The organism is Kitasatospora sp. NPDC091207, from assembly GCF_044768625.1.
In the GTDB taxonomy this organism is placed as follows: domain Bacteria; phylum Actinomycetota; class Actinomycetes; order Streptomycetales; family Streptomycetaceae; genus Kitasatospora.
This window is the reverse complement of record NZ_JBIVVS010000001.1, coordinates 436261-451765: the sequence shown is the minus strand read 5'-3', so window position 1 is coordinate 451765 and position 15505 is coordinate 436261. Positions and strand designations below refer to the sequence as shown.

The 15505-nt window shown below is 74.2% G+C and carries 11 protein-coding genes; 1 reads left to right on the top strand and 10 read right to left on the bottom strand.

Annotated features, from left to right (window positions below; all coding sequences use genetic code 11):
* Window positions 1–200: 200 nt before the first annotated feature.
* From tmk to bldG, 8 genes are all read right to left on the bottom strand, one after another.
* Window positions 201–3656 carry a dTMP kinase gene (tmk, locus tag ACIQTO_RS02010; RefSeq protein ID WP_402381571.1) on the bottom strand — a complete coding sequence of 1152 codons (3456 nt, stop codon included), beginning with the start codon at window positions 3654–3656 and terminating at the stop codon, window positions 201–203.
* A gap of 202 nt (window positions 3657–3858) precedes the next feature.
* Window positions 3859–6723 (bottom strand): type I DNA topoisomerase, encoded by a 2865-nt coding sequence (topA, locus tag ACIQTO_RS02005; protein ID WP_402381568.1) that lies wholly within the window; start codon window positions 6721–6723, stop codon window positions 3859–3861.
* A 567-nt stretch (window positions 6724–7290) separates the two neighbouring features.
* A complete protein-coding gene (locus tag ACIQTO_RS02000; protein WP_402381566.1) occupies window positions 7291–7752 on the bottom strand; it encodes a DUF3592 domain-containing protein in 462 nt (153 codons plus the stop codon).
* 186 nt (window positions 7753–7938) lie between these two features.
* Entirely contained in the window at window positions 7939–9471 is a 1533-nt protein-coding gene (locus tag ACIQTO_RS01995) for a methyltransferase (protein WP_402381563.1), read from the bottom strand.
* A gap of 223 nt (window positions 9472–9694) precedes the next feature.
* On the bottom strand, window positions 9695–10411 hold the full coding sequence (locus ACIQTO_RS01990; RefSeq protein ID WP_402381560.1) for a small secreted protein: 717 nt from the start codon (window positions 10409–10411) through the stop codon (window positions 9695–9697).
* Window positions 10412–10529: 118 nt separating this feature from the next.
* A complete protein-coding gene (locus ACIQTO_RS01985) occupies window positions 10530–10898 on the bottom strand; it encodes a cyclophilin-like fold protein (protein ID WP_402381559.1) in 369 nt (122 codons plus the stop codon).
* A 262-nt stretch (window positions 10899–11160) separates the two neighbouring features.
* The gene (locus ACIQTO_RS01980; RefSeq protein WP_402381556.1) at window positions 11161–11577 is read right to left on the bottom strand and encodes an ATP-binding protein; all 417 of its coding nucleotides are present in this window, start codon (window positions 11575–11577) and stop codon (window positions 11161–11163) included.
* Window positions 11578–11734: 157 nt separating this feature from the next.
* The gene (gene bldG / locus ACIQTO_RS01975) at window positions 11735–12076 is read right to left on the bottom strand and encodes an anti-sigma factor antagonist BldG (protein ID WP_148644090.1); all 342 of its coding nucleotides are present in this window, start codon (window positions 12074–12076) and stop codon (window positions 11735–11737) included.
* A 221-nt stretch (window positions 12077–12297) separates the two neighbouring features.
* Between bldG and ACIQTO_RS01970 the strand changes: the two genes are divergently transcribed.
* Entirely contained in the window at window positions 12298–14679 is a 2382-nt protein-coding gene (locus tag ACIQTO_RS01970; protein WP_402381553.1) for a DEAD/DEAH box helicase, read from the top strand.
* On the opposite strand, the gene ACIQTO_RS01965 is transcribed toward ACIQTO_RS01970, so the two are convergent.
* Window positions 14674–15156: an Rv3654c family TadE-like protein gene (locus ACIQTO_RS01965; protein ID WP_402381550.1), complete on the bottom strand. Its 483-nt coding sequence runs from the start codon at window positions 15154–15156 to the stop codon at window positions 14674–14676. The two genes, ACIQTO_RS01970 and ACIQTO_RS01965, sit on opposite strands and share 6 nt — an antisense overlap.
* Window positions 15144–15503, bottom strand: a complete 360-nt coding sequence (locus ACIQTO_RS01960) for a TadE family type IV pilus minor pilin (RefSeq protein ID WP_402381547.1) — start codon at window positions 15501–15503, stop codon at window positions 15144–15146. Before ACIQTO_RS01960 ends, ACIQTO_RS01965 begins: the two co-directional genes overlap by 13 nt.
* Between the last annotated feature and the right edge of the window lie 2 nt (window positions 15504–15505).

Here is a 15505-nt window from a genome sequence, read left to right as displayed (position 1 = left end):
ACCCGCGCGGCGTACGGCGCGCCGGGCACGGTCACCCGCCGTCGAGCATACGTGGCCGGTACGACGGCGGGCGGTGCCGCCGGAGCACCGCCCCGGCCGCACCGCCCGCCGTCCGCCGACCGCCGACCGGCCCGGACCGGGCCCGCCGGTCATCCGGTCGGGTCCCGTCGGCTCTGGTCAGCCGCTGCCCACCCGGTCAGTCAGCTCCGGCGCCCCCAGCGCCGGCCCTTGCCCTTGCCACTGCCCTGGTCGTCGCCCTGCCCGTCGGCTGCCGCCGGCGGAGCAGCCGCGCCGCCGCGCGGGTCCTGCGGCGCGCGGTCGGCGGGGCCGTCCTGCTGCCGGCGGGCCCACTCGTCGCGCGAGCCCAGCAGGGTGTCGGTGAGGCTCGGCAGGTCGTCCATCGGGGTCTCCTCGGCCCAGGAGGGCCGGGGGCGGGGTTCGGCGGCCGGCTGATCCTCGACCACCGGGAGCTCCCGGGTGCCGTCGACCTGCGCCTCCCGACCGGACTGACCGCCCTGACCGCTCTGACCGCTCTGACCGCCGCGACCCGCCGGACCGGTCGAGCCGGACCGACCGCTCCGGTCCTCACGCCAGGGGCCCGGCGGCACCTGGTCGGCCGGGCGGCCCGGCTCGACCCGGGGCAGCACGGCCGTCTCGTCCACCGGAGGCACCTTGGGCAGCACCGCCGTCTGGTCCGCCGAGGGCACCCGGGGCAGCACGGCCGTCTCGTCCGCCGGGGCGGCGGGGACGACCGGCAGCTTCGCCGTCGCGTCGACCTCCGGAGTCCGGCTCGCCGAAGCACCACCGGTCCCTGCGGCACCGGCCGCCTCGGCCGCCCGGACGGCCGCCCGGCGGTCCCGCTCGGAGATCTCCTGGGTCGCGTCGTCGGCCTCCCGGACGACCCGGAGCTCCCTGGTCACGTCGTCGACGGCGGGAGCGGGCCGGTCCGCCCGGACCGCCGCGCTCTCGGCGGCGGCAGCGGCCGCGGCGAGCGCGGCGGCCTGCGCCAGCCTGGCCTCCTCGGCCCGCTGCAGTGCCTCCTCCGCCCGCCGGCGCTGCTCCTCCCGCTGCAGCTCCCGCTGCCGCTGGAGCTCCGCCTGGGCGGCCGCCTCCTCGGCGATCCGTCGGCGCTCGACGGCCTCGGCGGCCAGCCGGGCCTCCTCCGCCGCGCGCTGCCTGGCCTCCTCCTCGGCCCGCCGGCGGGCTTCCTCCTCCGCCTTGCGCCGGGCCTCCTCGGCCGCCTTGCGCGCCACCTCGGCGGCAGCCCGCTCGGCAGCCTCCTTGGCCAGCCGCTCCTTCTCCGCCTGCTCGGCCCGGAGCTGCTCCAGCAGTTCCAGCCGCTTGCGCTCGGCGGCCTCCTCCTCCGCGCGCCGACGGGCCTCCTCGGCGGCGCGGCGCTCGGCCTCCTCCCGGGCGAGCCGCTCCTGCTCGGCCCGGGAGGCCCTCTCCTGCTCGGAGAGCGGCAGCTCACGGTCGAGCCGGTGGCGGATCGCGGTGGTGACGAAGCCGGGCTGCTGACTGCCGTCCACGACCAGGTACCGGGCCGGGTCGGCCGCGGCCAGCGCGAGGAACCCGGAGCGGACCCGCTGGTGGAACTCGGTCGGCTCGGACTCCAGCCGGTCCAGCGCCTCGGTGAACCGCTCCCGCGCCCTGGTCGGGTCGACGTCCAGGACGACGGTCAGGTCGGGCACCAGCCCGCCGGTCGCCCAGCGCGAGATCCGCGCCACCTCGGTGGCGGCCAGATCGCGCCCGGCGCCCTGGTAGGCGATCGAGGAGTCCATGTACCGGTCGGTGATCACCACCGCGCCCCGGGCCAGCGCCGGGCGGATGACGTTCTCCACGTGCTCGGCGCGGTCGGCGGCGTAGATCAGCGCCTCGGCGCGGTGCGACAGACCGGTGTTGCCGACGTCCAGGACGAGACCGCGCAGCCGCTGCCCGACGGGGCTGCCGCCGGGCTCGCGGGTGAGCACCACCTCGTGGCCCTTGCCCCGGATCCACTCGGCGAGCGCCTGGGCCTGGGTGGACTTGCCGGCGCCGTCGCCGCCCTCCAGGGCGATGAAGAAGCCGGTGCCGGTGGTGCGGTGCGGGGCCGGTCCGGTCAGGCCGCGCACGGCGTCCACCAGGTCCCGGCCGAACGGGGCGGTGCCCCGCCGGTCGTCGGTCTTGAGCAGCACGACGGCGGCGAGCACCAGGGTCAGCAGCCCGACGGTGGCCACCGCGAGGGCCGCGCCGCCGTGGATGAAGGTGAACGAGCCGGGCTCGACCGTGCCGTACTCGACCTCGCCGTAGGCCGCGGCGATCAGCGGGACGACGATCAGCGCGCCGCCCACCACGGCCCGCAGCACCGCGTACAGGTGCTCGGTGACCGTCGGCAGCCGGGCCTCCTCCACCTCCTGGGCGAGCAGGGTGCGCCCGGCCGAGACGACGATCCCGGCGGCCAGGCCGGCCAGCACGGTCAGCAGCAGCACCAGCACGAAGTCCAGCACCAGGCCGGCCAGGATCAGCGCGACGCCCGCGGTCAGCAGCGCCAGTGCGAGCAGCCGGCGGCGGGAGAGGGCGGGCAGGGTGGCCCGGGTGAGCCGGGCGCCGAGCGCGGGCGCACCGACGGCGGCGAGCACCAGCAGGCCGTAACCGATCGGCCCGGCGCGGTGTTCGGCGGCGGTCAGCAGCGCGAGCGAGGCGACGCCCGCCATCGAGGCGTAGGCCGCGGCGACCGCGAAGGTGAAGTAGGGGGCGCCGCCGGTGCGGCCCTTGCTCAGCGCGGGGCCGGGCGTGGCGTCGGTCGGGGCGCGCAGGCCCCGCAGCGGGGAGTGCGGAACGGCCGTCGTCGGACCGCCGGGCAGCTCCTGCAGGTACGCCCGGACGGCCGAGACCGCGAACAGGGCGGCCGCGCCGAGCGCCGCGAAGGTGGTCTGGTGGATCCGCAACCAGTCCGAGCCGAGCGCCGCGAAGACGTTGTTGACCAGGGTGAGCGCGACCAGCGCGGCGGCCGCGAGCGGCACGGTGGCCCAGCCGGTACGGCGGTCCAGCGTCCGGACGCTCTCCAGGTTGGCCGCGGACGGGCGCCGCTCCCCGGGAGGTGCGAAGGGGTTCGCCGGCGGCAGCAGGCCGGGCACGGCGGCGGCCTTGGCGATGGACCAGACCCGCTCGGCGGCACCGGTCACGAAGACGGTGGCGAGCAGGACGTAGGTCGCGGCACCGGAGGACCCGGAGCCCAGCCAGACGATCCACCAGGGCGCGATGCCGATCAGCACGGTCCGCAGCACGTCCGCGCCGAACAGCGTCCAGCGCCGGTCGAGCCTGCCGTTGAGCAGCCCGTGCACCGGGCCGAGCAGGGTGGCGCCGACCAGCAGGGTGGCGGCCAGCCGGGCCGCGAAGACCGCGGCGACGGCGAAGGCCAGGCTGCGCGGCAGGTCACCGAACTGCCCGCCGAGGGCGGCCGCGATCACGGTCAGCGCGAGCAGCACCAGCAAGCCCAGCCGGTCGGCGGTGCCGCCGATCAGCTGAGTGGTCCAGAGGCGGCGGTACGGGCGCAGCCGCAGCAGTGCCCTGGCCCGCTCGCCGGGGGTCCCGGCGGGCGCGACCTCGGGCAGGTCGGGCGTGCCGGCTCTGGCGGCACCGCCGGCGCCGGGGGTGGGCTGCTCCTCGCTCGTCATACGGTCAGCGTAGCGGTCGGCACCGCCCGGAAAAGAGGGGTGCGGGCTTCCGGATACCGGTCATTGCAGGGTTGTGACGCACCGCGCACCCGCCGGGCACCGTCCACCGGGGGCCTCGTGCGACGGGCCGCGGACCGGTCGTCCACAGACCTCGGGCCCGCGCCTCCGGAGAGGACGCGGGCCCGGTGCCACTGGTGGAGGGTCAGCCCTCGTCGGTGGCGGTGGTCTTGCTCGCGGCGGCCTTCTTGGTCGTCGTCGTCTTCTTCGCGGCGGCCTTGGTCGTCGTCTTCTTGGCCGCGGTCTTGGCCGCCGCCGTCTTGGTGGCGGCGGTCTTGGTGGTAGCGGTCTTCTTCACCGCCGCCTTCTTCGCCGGGGCCTTCTTCGCGGTCTTCTTCACCGGACCGCGGGCCCGCTTCTCCGCGAGCAGCTCATAGCCGCGCTCGGGGGTGATGGTCTCGACCTCGTCGTCCTTGCGCAGCGTCGCGTTGGTCTCGCCGTCGGTGACGTAGGGGCCGAAACGGCCGTCCTTGACCACCACCGGACGCTCACTGACCGGGTCGTTGCCCAGCTCCTTGAGCGGCGGCGCGGCGGCGGCCCGGCCACGCTGCTTGGGCTGGGCGTAGATGGCCAGGGCCTCCTCCAGGGTGACCGTGAACATCTGCTCCTCGCTGGTGAGCGAGCGCGAATCGGTACCGCGCTTGAGGTACGGCCCGTAGCGGCCGTTCTGCGCGGTGATCTCCACGCCCTCCGGGTCCTTCCCGACCACGCGCGGCAACGACAGCAGCTTCAGCGCGTCGTCGAGCGTGACGGTGTCCAGCGCCATCGTCTTCAGCAGCGACGCGGTGCGCGGCTTGACCGCGTTCTTGCCGGTCTTGGGCGTGCCCTCGGGCAGGATCTCGGTCACGTACGGGCCGTACCGGCCGTCCTTGGCGACCAGTTGGTTGCCGCTGACCGGGTCCTGACCGAGCTCGAAGTCACCGCTGGGCTTGGCCAGCAGCTCCTCGGCCAGCTCGACGGTGAGCTCGTCCGGCGGCAGCTCGTCCGGGATGTCGGCGCGCTGGCCGGGCTCGCCCTCCACGGTGGAGGCGCGCTCGACGTAGGGGCCGTAGCGGCCGACCCGCAGGGTGAGGTCGTCGCTGATCCGGAACGAGCTGATCTCCCGGGCGTCGATCGCGCCGAGGTCGGTGACCAGTTCCTTCAGACCGCCCAGGTGGTCGCCGTCGCCGTTGCCGGCCTCGGCGGCGCCGCCGGTGGCGTGGCCCTCGCCCTCACCGAAGTAGAAGCGCTTCAGCCACGGCACGGACTGCGCCTCGCCCGCCGCGATGCGGTCGAGGTCGTCCTCCATCCGCGCGGTGAAGTCGTAGTCGACCAGCCGGCCGAAGTGCTTCTCCAGCAGGTTGACCACGGCGAAGGAGAGGAACGACGGCACCAGCGCCGTCCCCTTCTTGAAGACGTAGCGGCGGTTGATGATGGTGTCGATGATCGAGGCGTAGGTGGACGGGCGGCCGATCTCCCGGTCCTCCAGCTCCTTGACCAGCGAGGCCTCGGTGTAGCGGGCCGGCGGCTTGGTGGCGTGGCCCTCCGGGGTGAGCTGCTCGGCGGCCAGCGGGTCGCCCTCGGTCACCTGCGGCAGCCGGCGCTCGCGGTCGTCCAGCTCGGCGTTCGGGTCGTCGGCACCCTCGACGTAGGCCTTGAGGAAGCCGTGGAAGGTGATGATCTTGCCGGAGGCGGAGAACTCGGCGTCCCGGCCGTCCGAGGAGCGGCCGCCGACCTTCACGGTGACCGACTGGCCGACCGCGTCCTTCATCTGGGAAGCGACGGTGCGCATCCAGATCAGCTCGTACAGCCGGAAGTCGTCGCCGCTCAGGCCGGTCTCGGCGGGGGTGCGGAAGCGGTCGCCGGACGGGCGGACGGCCTCGTGCGCCTCCTGGGCGTTCTTGACCTTGCTCGCGTAGGTCCGCGGCGCGTCCGGCAGGTAGTCGGCCCCGTAGAGCTGGGTGACCTGCGCCCGGGCGGCCGTGACGGCGGTCTCCGAGAGCGTGGTGGAGTCGGTACGCATATAGGTGATGAAGCCGTTCTCGTACAGCTTCTGGGCCACCTGCATGGTCCGCTTGGCACCGAAGCCCAGCTTGCGGCTGGCCTCCTGCTGGAGCGTGGTGGTGCGGAACGGCGCGTACGGCGAGCGGCGGTAGGGCTTGGACTCGACGCCGCGGACGCTGAACGCGGTCTGCTCCAGGGCGGCGAGCAGCGCGCGGGCGGCCTGCTCGTCCAGGTGCAGGGTGTTGACGCTGCCGGCCTTCAGCCGGCCGTCCGAACCGAAGTCACGGCCGCTGGCGATCCGCTTGCCGTCGACGGCGGAGAGCCGGGCGCCGAAGGTCTCCGGGTTGGCGGCGTCGGCCGGGGTGCGGCCGGTGCCGAAGGTGCCGACCAGGTCCCAGTAGGACGCGCTGCGGAAGGCCATCCGCTCGCGCTCCCGCTCGACCACCAGACGGGTCGCGACGGACTGCACACGGCCCGCCGACAGCTTCGGCATGACCTTCTTCCAGAGCACCGGCGAGACCTCGAAGCCGTAGAGGCGGTCGAGGATGCGGCGGGTCTCCTGGGCGTCGACCAGGCGCTGGTTCAGCTCGCGCGGATTGGCCACCGCCTCCTGGATCGCGGTCTTGGTGATCTCGTGGAACACCATCCGGTGCACCGGCACCTTGGGCTTCAGCACCTCCTGGAGGTGCCACGCGATGGCCTCGCCCTCGCGGTCCTCATCGGTGGCGAGGAAGAGCTCGTCGGACTCCGCGAGCAGCGACTTCAACTTGCTGACCTGGGACTTCTTGTCCGCGTTCACCACGTAGATGGGCGCGAAGTCGTGGTCGACGTCGACGCCGAGGCGGCGCACCTCGCCGGTGTACTTGTCCGGGACCTCGGCCGCTGTGCTGGGCAGGTCCCGAATGTGCCCGACGCTCGCCTCGACGATGTAGCCGGGGCCAAGGTAGCCCTTGATCGTCTTCGCCTTGGCCGGCGACTCGACAATGACGAGTCGCTGTCCGTGCGCGGTCTCGCTGCTCGGGGACACCTTCGCTCTTCTCTCCCGGTCGTTATGTGAGCTGGTCGGCGCTGGCAGCACGGGCTGCGCTCCGCCCGACCCCTCCACCGTCCCGGGGTTGCCGCTGCACGACGACCCCACCAGCGGAGTGTGACCGTACCCCGGCCACCCTTGTCAAACGGAAGGATCCTGCTTTTTCACCGGCAAGGCCGACCGACGCCACTCGAACGGTAACCCGATGATGGAGGATCGCGCCCCGTGGAGGGGGGCTTCGGCGGGTTTCGAAGGATGGAATGACGGATTTCAAAATCTGTCAACGGAAAATCGACACGCCGCGGCGACGAGCCGAGAACGGGCGGGGGGGACAGGCGGGGACGGGCGGGGGCGGGCGGGGGCGGGCTGGGAACGGGCGAAGCGGGACGAACAGGGCGGACGGGGCGGGCAACGCGGAGCGTGACCCCGGGGCGCCGCCCCTTGTGTCCCGGTATGTCCGCTGAATGAAACTTTGCGCCCCTATACCCCGGAGGTTCGCACCTCCGCCCCCTGGGCCGCCCGCCGGATCCGGCCAGTCCGCACCAGACCCCTACAGACCCCTGCTCAGCCCGTGAGGCCGGCGGCTATCAGGACGGCCCCGGCGGCCACGCAACCGGTACCGAGTGAGCTCCAGAGCAGATCGGCCACCGCGGCCCGGCCGGTCTCCGCCGCCGCCAGGACGGCGCGACTCGGCCGCCGCGGGTCGTAGGAGATCCGGACGGACACGCCGGGCGCGAAGCGGGCCGGGCGGCGCAACGGCGTGTGGCCACGGGGCCGGGTGAGCACCAGCTCGGTGCACCGCCCCGGGCCGGAACCACCGGTCGCGGCCGGCGCGGAGAAGGAGAGCAGCGGCGCGCTGTCCAGCTCGCCGTGCGCGTCGGCCTCGGCGACCACCGTGGCCACCGTCGCCACACCCCGGCGTCGCACGAGGTGGCGAAGGCGCACTTCGGCCGCGCACCAGAGCAGCAGTGCGCCGCCGAAGAGCGCGAGCACCGTGCCGCCCACCGTGGCCGTCGTCGTGTCCACCCCTTGCCCCCAGCTCTGTCCACAGCCTGTGGACAGAGCCTCACAGCCGGGGGCCAACGCGGGACAGCTGAGCGGCGACCGGTGGGCGAACCGGGGGATACGGGGAGATGAACCGGCCGACCGGGTCGCAGCAAGGCGTGTCGCCGAAAGACGCCGGGACGCGGGCCCGGTGGGGGGCGCGGGCGATCAGCCGACCGGTCGGATGAACCCCTGCTCGGTGAGCAGGCGCAACGACTCCGGCACCCGGTCCCGCAGCACCACCCGGTCCTCGCCGAGCAGTTGCGCGATGGCGTCCACGATCTCGCCGGCCGACAGCGTCCCGTCGCAGACCCCGGCGAACCCGGCACCCACCGTGTCCACCTTGGTGGCACGCCGCATACCCCGGTTGTGGCGCAGGATCACGTGCTCCGGGTCCTCCGCCCCGGGTGCGCCGACCTGCTCCTGGACCACCTCGTCGGCCAGCACGTACCGGGCCGCGAGCAGCCCCGCGTCGTCGTGCGTGCGCAGGTAGTCCTGCCGGTCGAACCACTCCTCGATGTGCGGGCCGAGCGGCTGCTCGACCGGGTGCGGCCACTCCTCCACCCGGACCGTCGGCCGCTCGGCACCGCCCGCCCGCAGCGTGATCCAGCCGAAGCCGATGCCCTCGACCCCGCCTGCCTCGAAGGCGTCCAGCCACTCGCCGTACCGGGCCTGGTAGTCGCCGCCGGGGCCGCGGTGGTCGCCGCCGTCGCGCAGCCACAACTCGGCGTACTGGGCGACGTCCTGGACCTCCCGCTGGACGATCCAGGCGTCCAGGCCGGTACCCGCCACCCAGCCGGCCAGCCGGTCGTGCCAGTCCTCGCCCTTGACGTGCTGCCAGTTGGCGAGCAACTGGCAGTAGCCGCCGGGCTCCAGGTGCGCGGCGGCGGAGCGGACCAGGCCGCGGCAGAGATCGTCGCCGGCCATCCCGCCGTCGCGGTAGGTGAACCGGCCGGTGGGCGAGATCACGAACGGCGGATTGGACACGATCAGGTCGAACTTCCGCTCCCCGACCGGCTCGAAGAGACTGCCGGCAGCGGCATCGGTGTTGTCGAACCCGGAGAGCGCGAGGGTCAGCTCGGTGAACCGCAGGGCGCGCGGGTTGAGGTCGGTGGCGGTGACCCGCTGGGCGTGCCGGGCGGCGTGCAGCGCCTGCACGCCGGAGCCCGAGCCGAGGTCCAGGGCGGCCCGGACCGGACGGCGCACCGTGATGTTGGCCAGCGTGGTGGAGGCACCCCCCACCCCGAGTACCAGGTCCTTGCGGGACACGCCGTGCGCGGTCTCACCGGAGCCGATCCCGCCCGCTCCGCCGACCGCGCAGCCCAGGTCGGACACCACCCAGGCGTCCGAACTCGGCAGACCGGAGACCTCGTTGGCGTACGGGCGGACGTCCACGGTGGCCCGCACCAGATCGCCGTCCGGGCGCAGCCAGCCGTCGGCCAGGCAGTCCTCGACCGGCAGCGCGGCGGCGGCCGCCCGGTACGGCACGGGCTGCTGCAGCAGGAACAGCCGCACCAGCGTCTCCAGCGGGCTCCCGCCGCGGGTGGCACGCAGCGCCGGCACGGCCTCGCTCCGTGCCAGTGCGGCGTAGCCGGTGGGCCCGAGCAGGTCGAGGCAGCCGTCGGCGGTGTACGAGGCCGCGAGCAGCGCCTTGCGGAACGTGGCGAGGCGGGTCGGGTCGAGAACGGGGCTACTGATCACCCCGCCATTGTCCCCCTGGCCGTCGGCCCCGCTCCCCCCGCCCGGCCCGGCCGCGCCGCCGGTCGCCCGCCCGGGCGCGGCACGGACCCGGGCCGAGGCCCGGTCGGGCGTGGGCGCGGACCGGTCGGTCGGGCGCGCACCGGTCGGGCGCGGACCGGTCGGGCGCGCACCGGTCGGGCGCGCACCGGTCGGGCGCGCACCGGTCGGGCGCGGACCGGTCGGGTCAGCTCGCCGAGGGCGCGGGGGTGCTCGCGGCGGGGGCGGACGGAGCCTGGGTCGCGGCCGGGTCCGTCGCGGCCGGGCTGCCCGTGGCGCCCGGTGCGGGGGTGTCGGTGCCGCCGGCCGCCGGCGTCCCGCTCGCTCCGGAGGCCGGGGCCCCCGGGGTCGGTGCCGCGGCGGCCGAGCCCGGCTTGCAGCCCTCCTGCTTGGCCATCGCGGCACCGAGATCGCCACGCTGCAGCTTGGCCTGCGCCTGGGTGGAGAGCGAAGCCAGCTGCTGCAGCTGGTCGGAGATGCTGCGCAGCCCGTCCGCGAACTTCGACCGGTCGTCGTTGCCCAACGCGTCCAGCTTCTTCTGGACGTCCAGGTAGCCGTCGGCCGCCTTGTTGAGCTCGGCGACGGTGTCCTTCTGGAGGGTCCCGCCGTCGTCGACCTTGGGCGCGCCGGCGGCGTCGATGGCCGCGGCGATGTCCTGGTTGGTCTTGGCCAGCCGCCCGATGTCGGCGGAGAGCCGCTTCTGCAGGTCGACCGGAACCTCACCGGTCTTCACCTGGCCGGTGTCCGCCAGAGCGGTCTGCGCCTGGGCGATCGGGTCCTTGGCCGCGCCGCAGACGTTCGCCGCCCAGGACTCCAGCTGCTTGCTGTTGTCGTCGCCGCAGCCGACGGCGCCGAACGCCAGCAGCGCGCCGAGCGCGGGTACGGCCAGCAGTCGCTTGTTCACCGGGAGAAGCCCTTTCGGTTTCGGTCGTCGAACTGCGAACCTACACGGCTCCCACCCGGGCCCCGGTTCCCGCCCGCCCCGGCTCGGTCGGCCTCATCCGGCCCCGGCCGGACCGGAGTCAGGCCCGCTCGACCCTGATCGAGTCGCCCGGACGGACGGTCCGCAGCACCGCGGGGTCCCCGTCCAGGGCGCCGAGGGTGTTGCAGGGGCCGGCCAGCCGGCACTCCCCGTCGCGTGAGATCGGCGTCGGCCCGTATGGCAGCGCGAGACTGTCCCCGTCCGTCCAGAACGCCACCGTGCCGGGCTCGACAATCTGCCGGGCGTCGTCCTCCGTGGGCACGCTCACCGGCGTACCGAAGTACACCTCCTCGCCCCAGGTACTGGCCGACGAGCTGATCGGCAGCACACTCCAGAGCGCCTCGGCGGTGGGTGTGGCCTCAAGCGTGGCGAGCGCCTGACCGGCGGGCCACAGGATGCGAATCCGCATGGGTTCCCTCTTCTACGACAGGCCCGATCACTGATCGGGCCCGGTCGTGCCGAGAGCAGGGAACCGCTGAATTCAACACATTGTCAACGCTTTCCCGCCAGCTGGACACCCGTCAGCGGCCGCGACAGCCACGGGTCAGCGGCCGGGCAGTCGGCAGTCGGCAGTCGGCCAAGAATCTCCGGGATCTCCGGCGGAATGCCGGACCGGCACATCGGACCGGCACAGACGAAGGGTTGCCGCCGCGCGTCCGGGCGTCCGAGCCTCAGAGCGCCATCGCGTCGACGGAGACCGGCCAGCTCATCCGGATCAGGCCACCGCTCGCGCCGCTGGTGACCTCGAGCTCCTCGACCAGCCCGGTGATCACGGCGAGACCGAGGGTGTCCTCGTCCGGATCGGCCTCGGCGGCGCCCGGGGTCGGCACGGTGGCGGGACCGGCCTCGTCCTCGACCTCGATGAGGAAACGCTTCTCCTGGTCCGTGAGAGCGACCCGGACCGCGCCGGTGATGCCACCGCGCTGGTGCAGGCCGACGGCACGGGAGCACGCCTCACCCACAGCGAGCCGGACCTCGTCGAGCACCGACTCGTCGACCCCGGCTCGTCTTGCGACAGCCGCGGCGACCAGCCGGGCCGTACGGACATGCTCGGGAAGCGCGCTGAATCGAAGTTCGACGGTTGCCATCTCTCCCCCTCGGGGTGTCCGGCCGGGGCCGGGCATGCGGGCCCCGGCGGGCCGGTTTCGACCGGCCCCGGGGCGGCCGGGACGCCGGGGCCACGAGGGCCCCGGCACCACCGGACGCGTGTAGTGGGCGGACCGGCACAGGGCCGGCCCGGCCGTGTCAGTCGGTCGAGTTGACCGCGTCGTCCACCGAGGTGTGGATCGGGAAGACCTTGGTCAGCCCGGTGATGCGGAAGATCTTCAGAATCCGCTCCTGGTTGCAGACCAGGCGCAGCGAGCCCTCATGGGCCCGAACTCGCTTCAGACCGCCCACCAGCACGCCCAGACCGGTCGAGTCGAGGAAGTCCACGCCCTCCATGTCGACGACGAGGTGATAGTTACCGTCGTTGACGAGCTCGACCAGCTGCTCGCGCAGCTTCGGGGCGGTGTACACATCGATCTCGCCGCCAACCTCGACGACCGTGCGATCGCCGACTGTACGGGTCGACAGGGACAGGTCCACGGAACCTCCAGCACCTTGCCTTGCTACGTCATTGCGATCTTCGGCCGGACGGCCGCCACCGCATGGTCACGAGCCCCGGGCGCACCCAGCCACGCGTGGCGAGCCTCAGCGCTGCGACCCCCGGCCGTACGGCCGTCACGGCCACATTCAACCACCTGCGACCATGCCCGCACGATGGCTTACGACGATTCTCCGTCACGCCGGTGACACACTGGGTCCTCATGCCGCCCCGTCACAGCCTGCCCGAGGCACTGCTCACGACCCTGTCCACCACCCGGGGGCGGTCGGACCGGCTCACCCATACGGAGCACCTTCCCGCCCGACCAGCCCGTTATGCACCCTGGCCCGACTCGATCCGGTCCGAGATCGTCGCCTCCGCCCGGGCACTGGGCGTGGAACGTCCCTGGGCCCATCAGGCAGAAGCGATGAATCTGGCCAAAAGCGGCCATACTGTGGTGATCGCCACAGGGACCGCCTCGGGCAAGTCGCTCGGCTATCTGGCACCGGTGCTCAGTGACCTGCTGGACGGCACCGAGGCCCGCAACGGCCGCGGTGCCACCGCGCTGTACCTGGCCCCGACCAAGGCGCTCGCCGCCGACCAGCGGCGACGGGCCGCCGAACTCGCCCCGCCCAGGGTCCGCCCCGCCCTCTACGACGGTGACACCCCGCCCGAGGAACGCGAGTGGGTCCGCCAGTACGCCTCGTACGTGCTCACCAATCCCGACATGCTGCACCGCGGCATCCTGCCCGCCCACGCGCGCTGGTCCTCCTTCCTCAAGACGCTGCGCTACGTGGTGGTCGACGAGTGCCACAGCTACCGGGGCGTGTTCGGCTCGCACGTCGCCCAGGTACTGCGCCGGCTCCGCCGGATCTGTGCCCGGTACGGCTCCTCACCGACCTTTCTGCTCGCCTCGGCCACCACCGCCGATCCGGCCGCCACCGCCCGGCTGCTCACCGGGCTGCCCGCCGAGGCCGTCACCGAGGACGCCTCTCCGCGTGGTCCGATGGTCTTCGGGCTCTGGGAACCGCCGCTCACCGAGAACGTCGGCGAGCACGGGGCCCCCGTCCGCAGAACGGCCACCGCCGAGGCCGCCCACCTGCTGACCGACCTCGTCGAACGGCAGATCCGCACCGTCGTCTTCGTCCGCTCCCGCCGCGCCGCCGAAGTGGTCGCGCTCCAGGCCCAGGACCAGCTCGGCCGACCGCTCGCCGACCGGGTCGCCGCCTACCGCGGCGGCTACCTCGCCGACGAACGCCGGGCGCTCGAACGCGATCTGCACTCCGGCCGACTGCTCGGCGTCGCCTCCACCTCCGCTCTCGAACTCGGCGTCGACATCTCCGGTCTGGACGCCGTCCTGATGGCCGGATACCCCGGCACCCGCGCCTCGCTCTGGCAGCAGGCCGGGCGGGCCGGACGGGAGGCCCAGGGCGCGCTGGCCGTCCTGATCGCCCGCGACGACCCGCTGGACACCTATCTGGTGCACCACCCGGAGGCGCTCTTCGCCACGCCCGTCGAAGCCACCGTGCTCGACCCCGACAATCCGCACGTCCTGGCCCCGCACCTGTGCGCGGCGGCCGCCGAGCTCCCGCTCACGGACACCGACCTGGAGCTGTTCGGCCCCTCCGCCGGCCCGTTGCTGCCCGTCCTGGAGCGGCGCGGACTGCTCCGCCGCCGTGGTGGCGGCTGGTACTGGACCCGCCGTGAACGGGCCGCCGACGCCGTCGACCTGCGCGGCAGCGGCGGTAACCCGGTGCAGATCGTCGAGGCCCCGACCGGCCGGCTACTCGGCACGGTGGACGCCTCCGCCGCCCACACCACCGTCCACACCGGGGCCGTCCACATCCACCAGGGGCGCAGCTACCTCGTCCGGGACTTCGACCTGGACAGCTCCGTCGCCCTGGTCGAACCGGCCGACCCGCCCTACACGACGGCCGCCCGCGACATCACCTCCATCTCGGTGCTCTCGACCGACACCTCGCTCGCCTGGGGCGAGGGACGGCTCAGCTTCGGTTCGGTGGAGGTGGTCAACCAGGTGGTCGGCTACCTCCGCAAGCGGATCTCCACCGGGGAGATCATGGGCGAGACCAAACTCGACCTGCCGCCCCGCACCCTGCGGACCCGCGCGGTCTGGTGGTCCGTCACCGAGGACCAACTGCTCGACGCGGACATCCCGCCCGACCAGCTCCCCGGGGCCGCCCACGCCGCCGAACACGCCTCCATCGGCCTGCTGCCGCTCTTCGCCACCTGCGACCGCTGGGACATCGGCGGCGTCTCGGTGCCACTGCACCCCGACACCGAGCTGCCCACCGTGTTCGTCTACGACGGCCACGCGGGCGGGGCCGGCTTCGCCGAACGCGGCTTCCGGCGTGCCGTCCAGTGGCTGACGGCCACCCGCGAGGCGATCGCCGCCTGCGAGTGCGAGCGCGGCTGCCCGTCCTGCGTGCAGTCGCCCAAGTGCGGCAACGGCAACGAGCCGCTGGACAAGGCGGCCGCCGTCCGGCTGTTGGACGTCCTGCTCGCCGGAGCGCCGCCAGTCGACGGGGAGCGGGAGCAGGGCCGGTCCCGGGACGGGGCCGACGAGCCCTCCACCGGGGCCTCATGAACCGCCCGCCGTTCCACTGACGGACTCGTCCGTCGCGACAGCCGCGGCGCGGATCGGGCCCGCTCGGGAGCGGGCCCGCGCCGGTCCGATCGGCAGGTCCACCGGAAGTCCGCCGATCGGCACCTCCGCGATCACCTCGACGGCGTCCGCCTCCCGGTCCACCACGCAGGACACCAGGGTGGCCGCCTGAGCCCGCGCGATCCCGGCCGCCCGGCCGCACCCGCCGTCCGGATCCAGCAGCAGCCGGTCGGCCGCCGCGAGGGCCGCCAGATCGGCGGCGGACTCGGCGCGGTGGCGGGCACCCACCACCGCGCCGACCGAGAGGGTCGCGGCGAACGCCGCACAGCCGAGCACCGCGAAAGCGATCAGCCAGACCGTCGCGGAGCCGGCATCGGACCGACGCCCCGCCGCCACCCGGGCCGCCCCGGCCCGCGCCACCCGGGCTGTCACGACCGTGACCGGCCTCAGGACGGCCATGGACCCGCACCTCCTCCGGTGCCCGTCAGGGTGTCCTCCCGGGCCGCCACGGCGGCCGCGCCGAGCCGTACGGAGAGCAGACCGGCGAGCCGGCCCGGCGCCGTCGACAGCGCGTCCACCGTGACCCGGACCGAGTCGGCCTCGACGGCCACCTGGACGGCTGCGCCGGGCGGGGCGGCCGCACGGGCGACCGCGGCGGCGTCCGCCTCCCCGCGCGCGGCCGCCCGAGCACCCACCCGCGCCGCATCGACGCAGCGGATCTGCGCGGCCGCCGCCAGCACGCCCCAGATCAGCATCACGGCGAGCAGGACCAGCGCGGGCAACGCCACCGCCGTCTCGGCCGTCACGA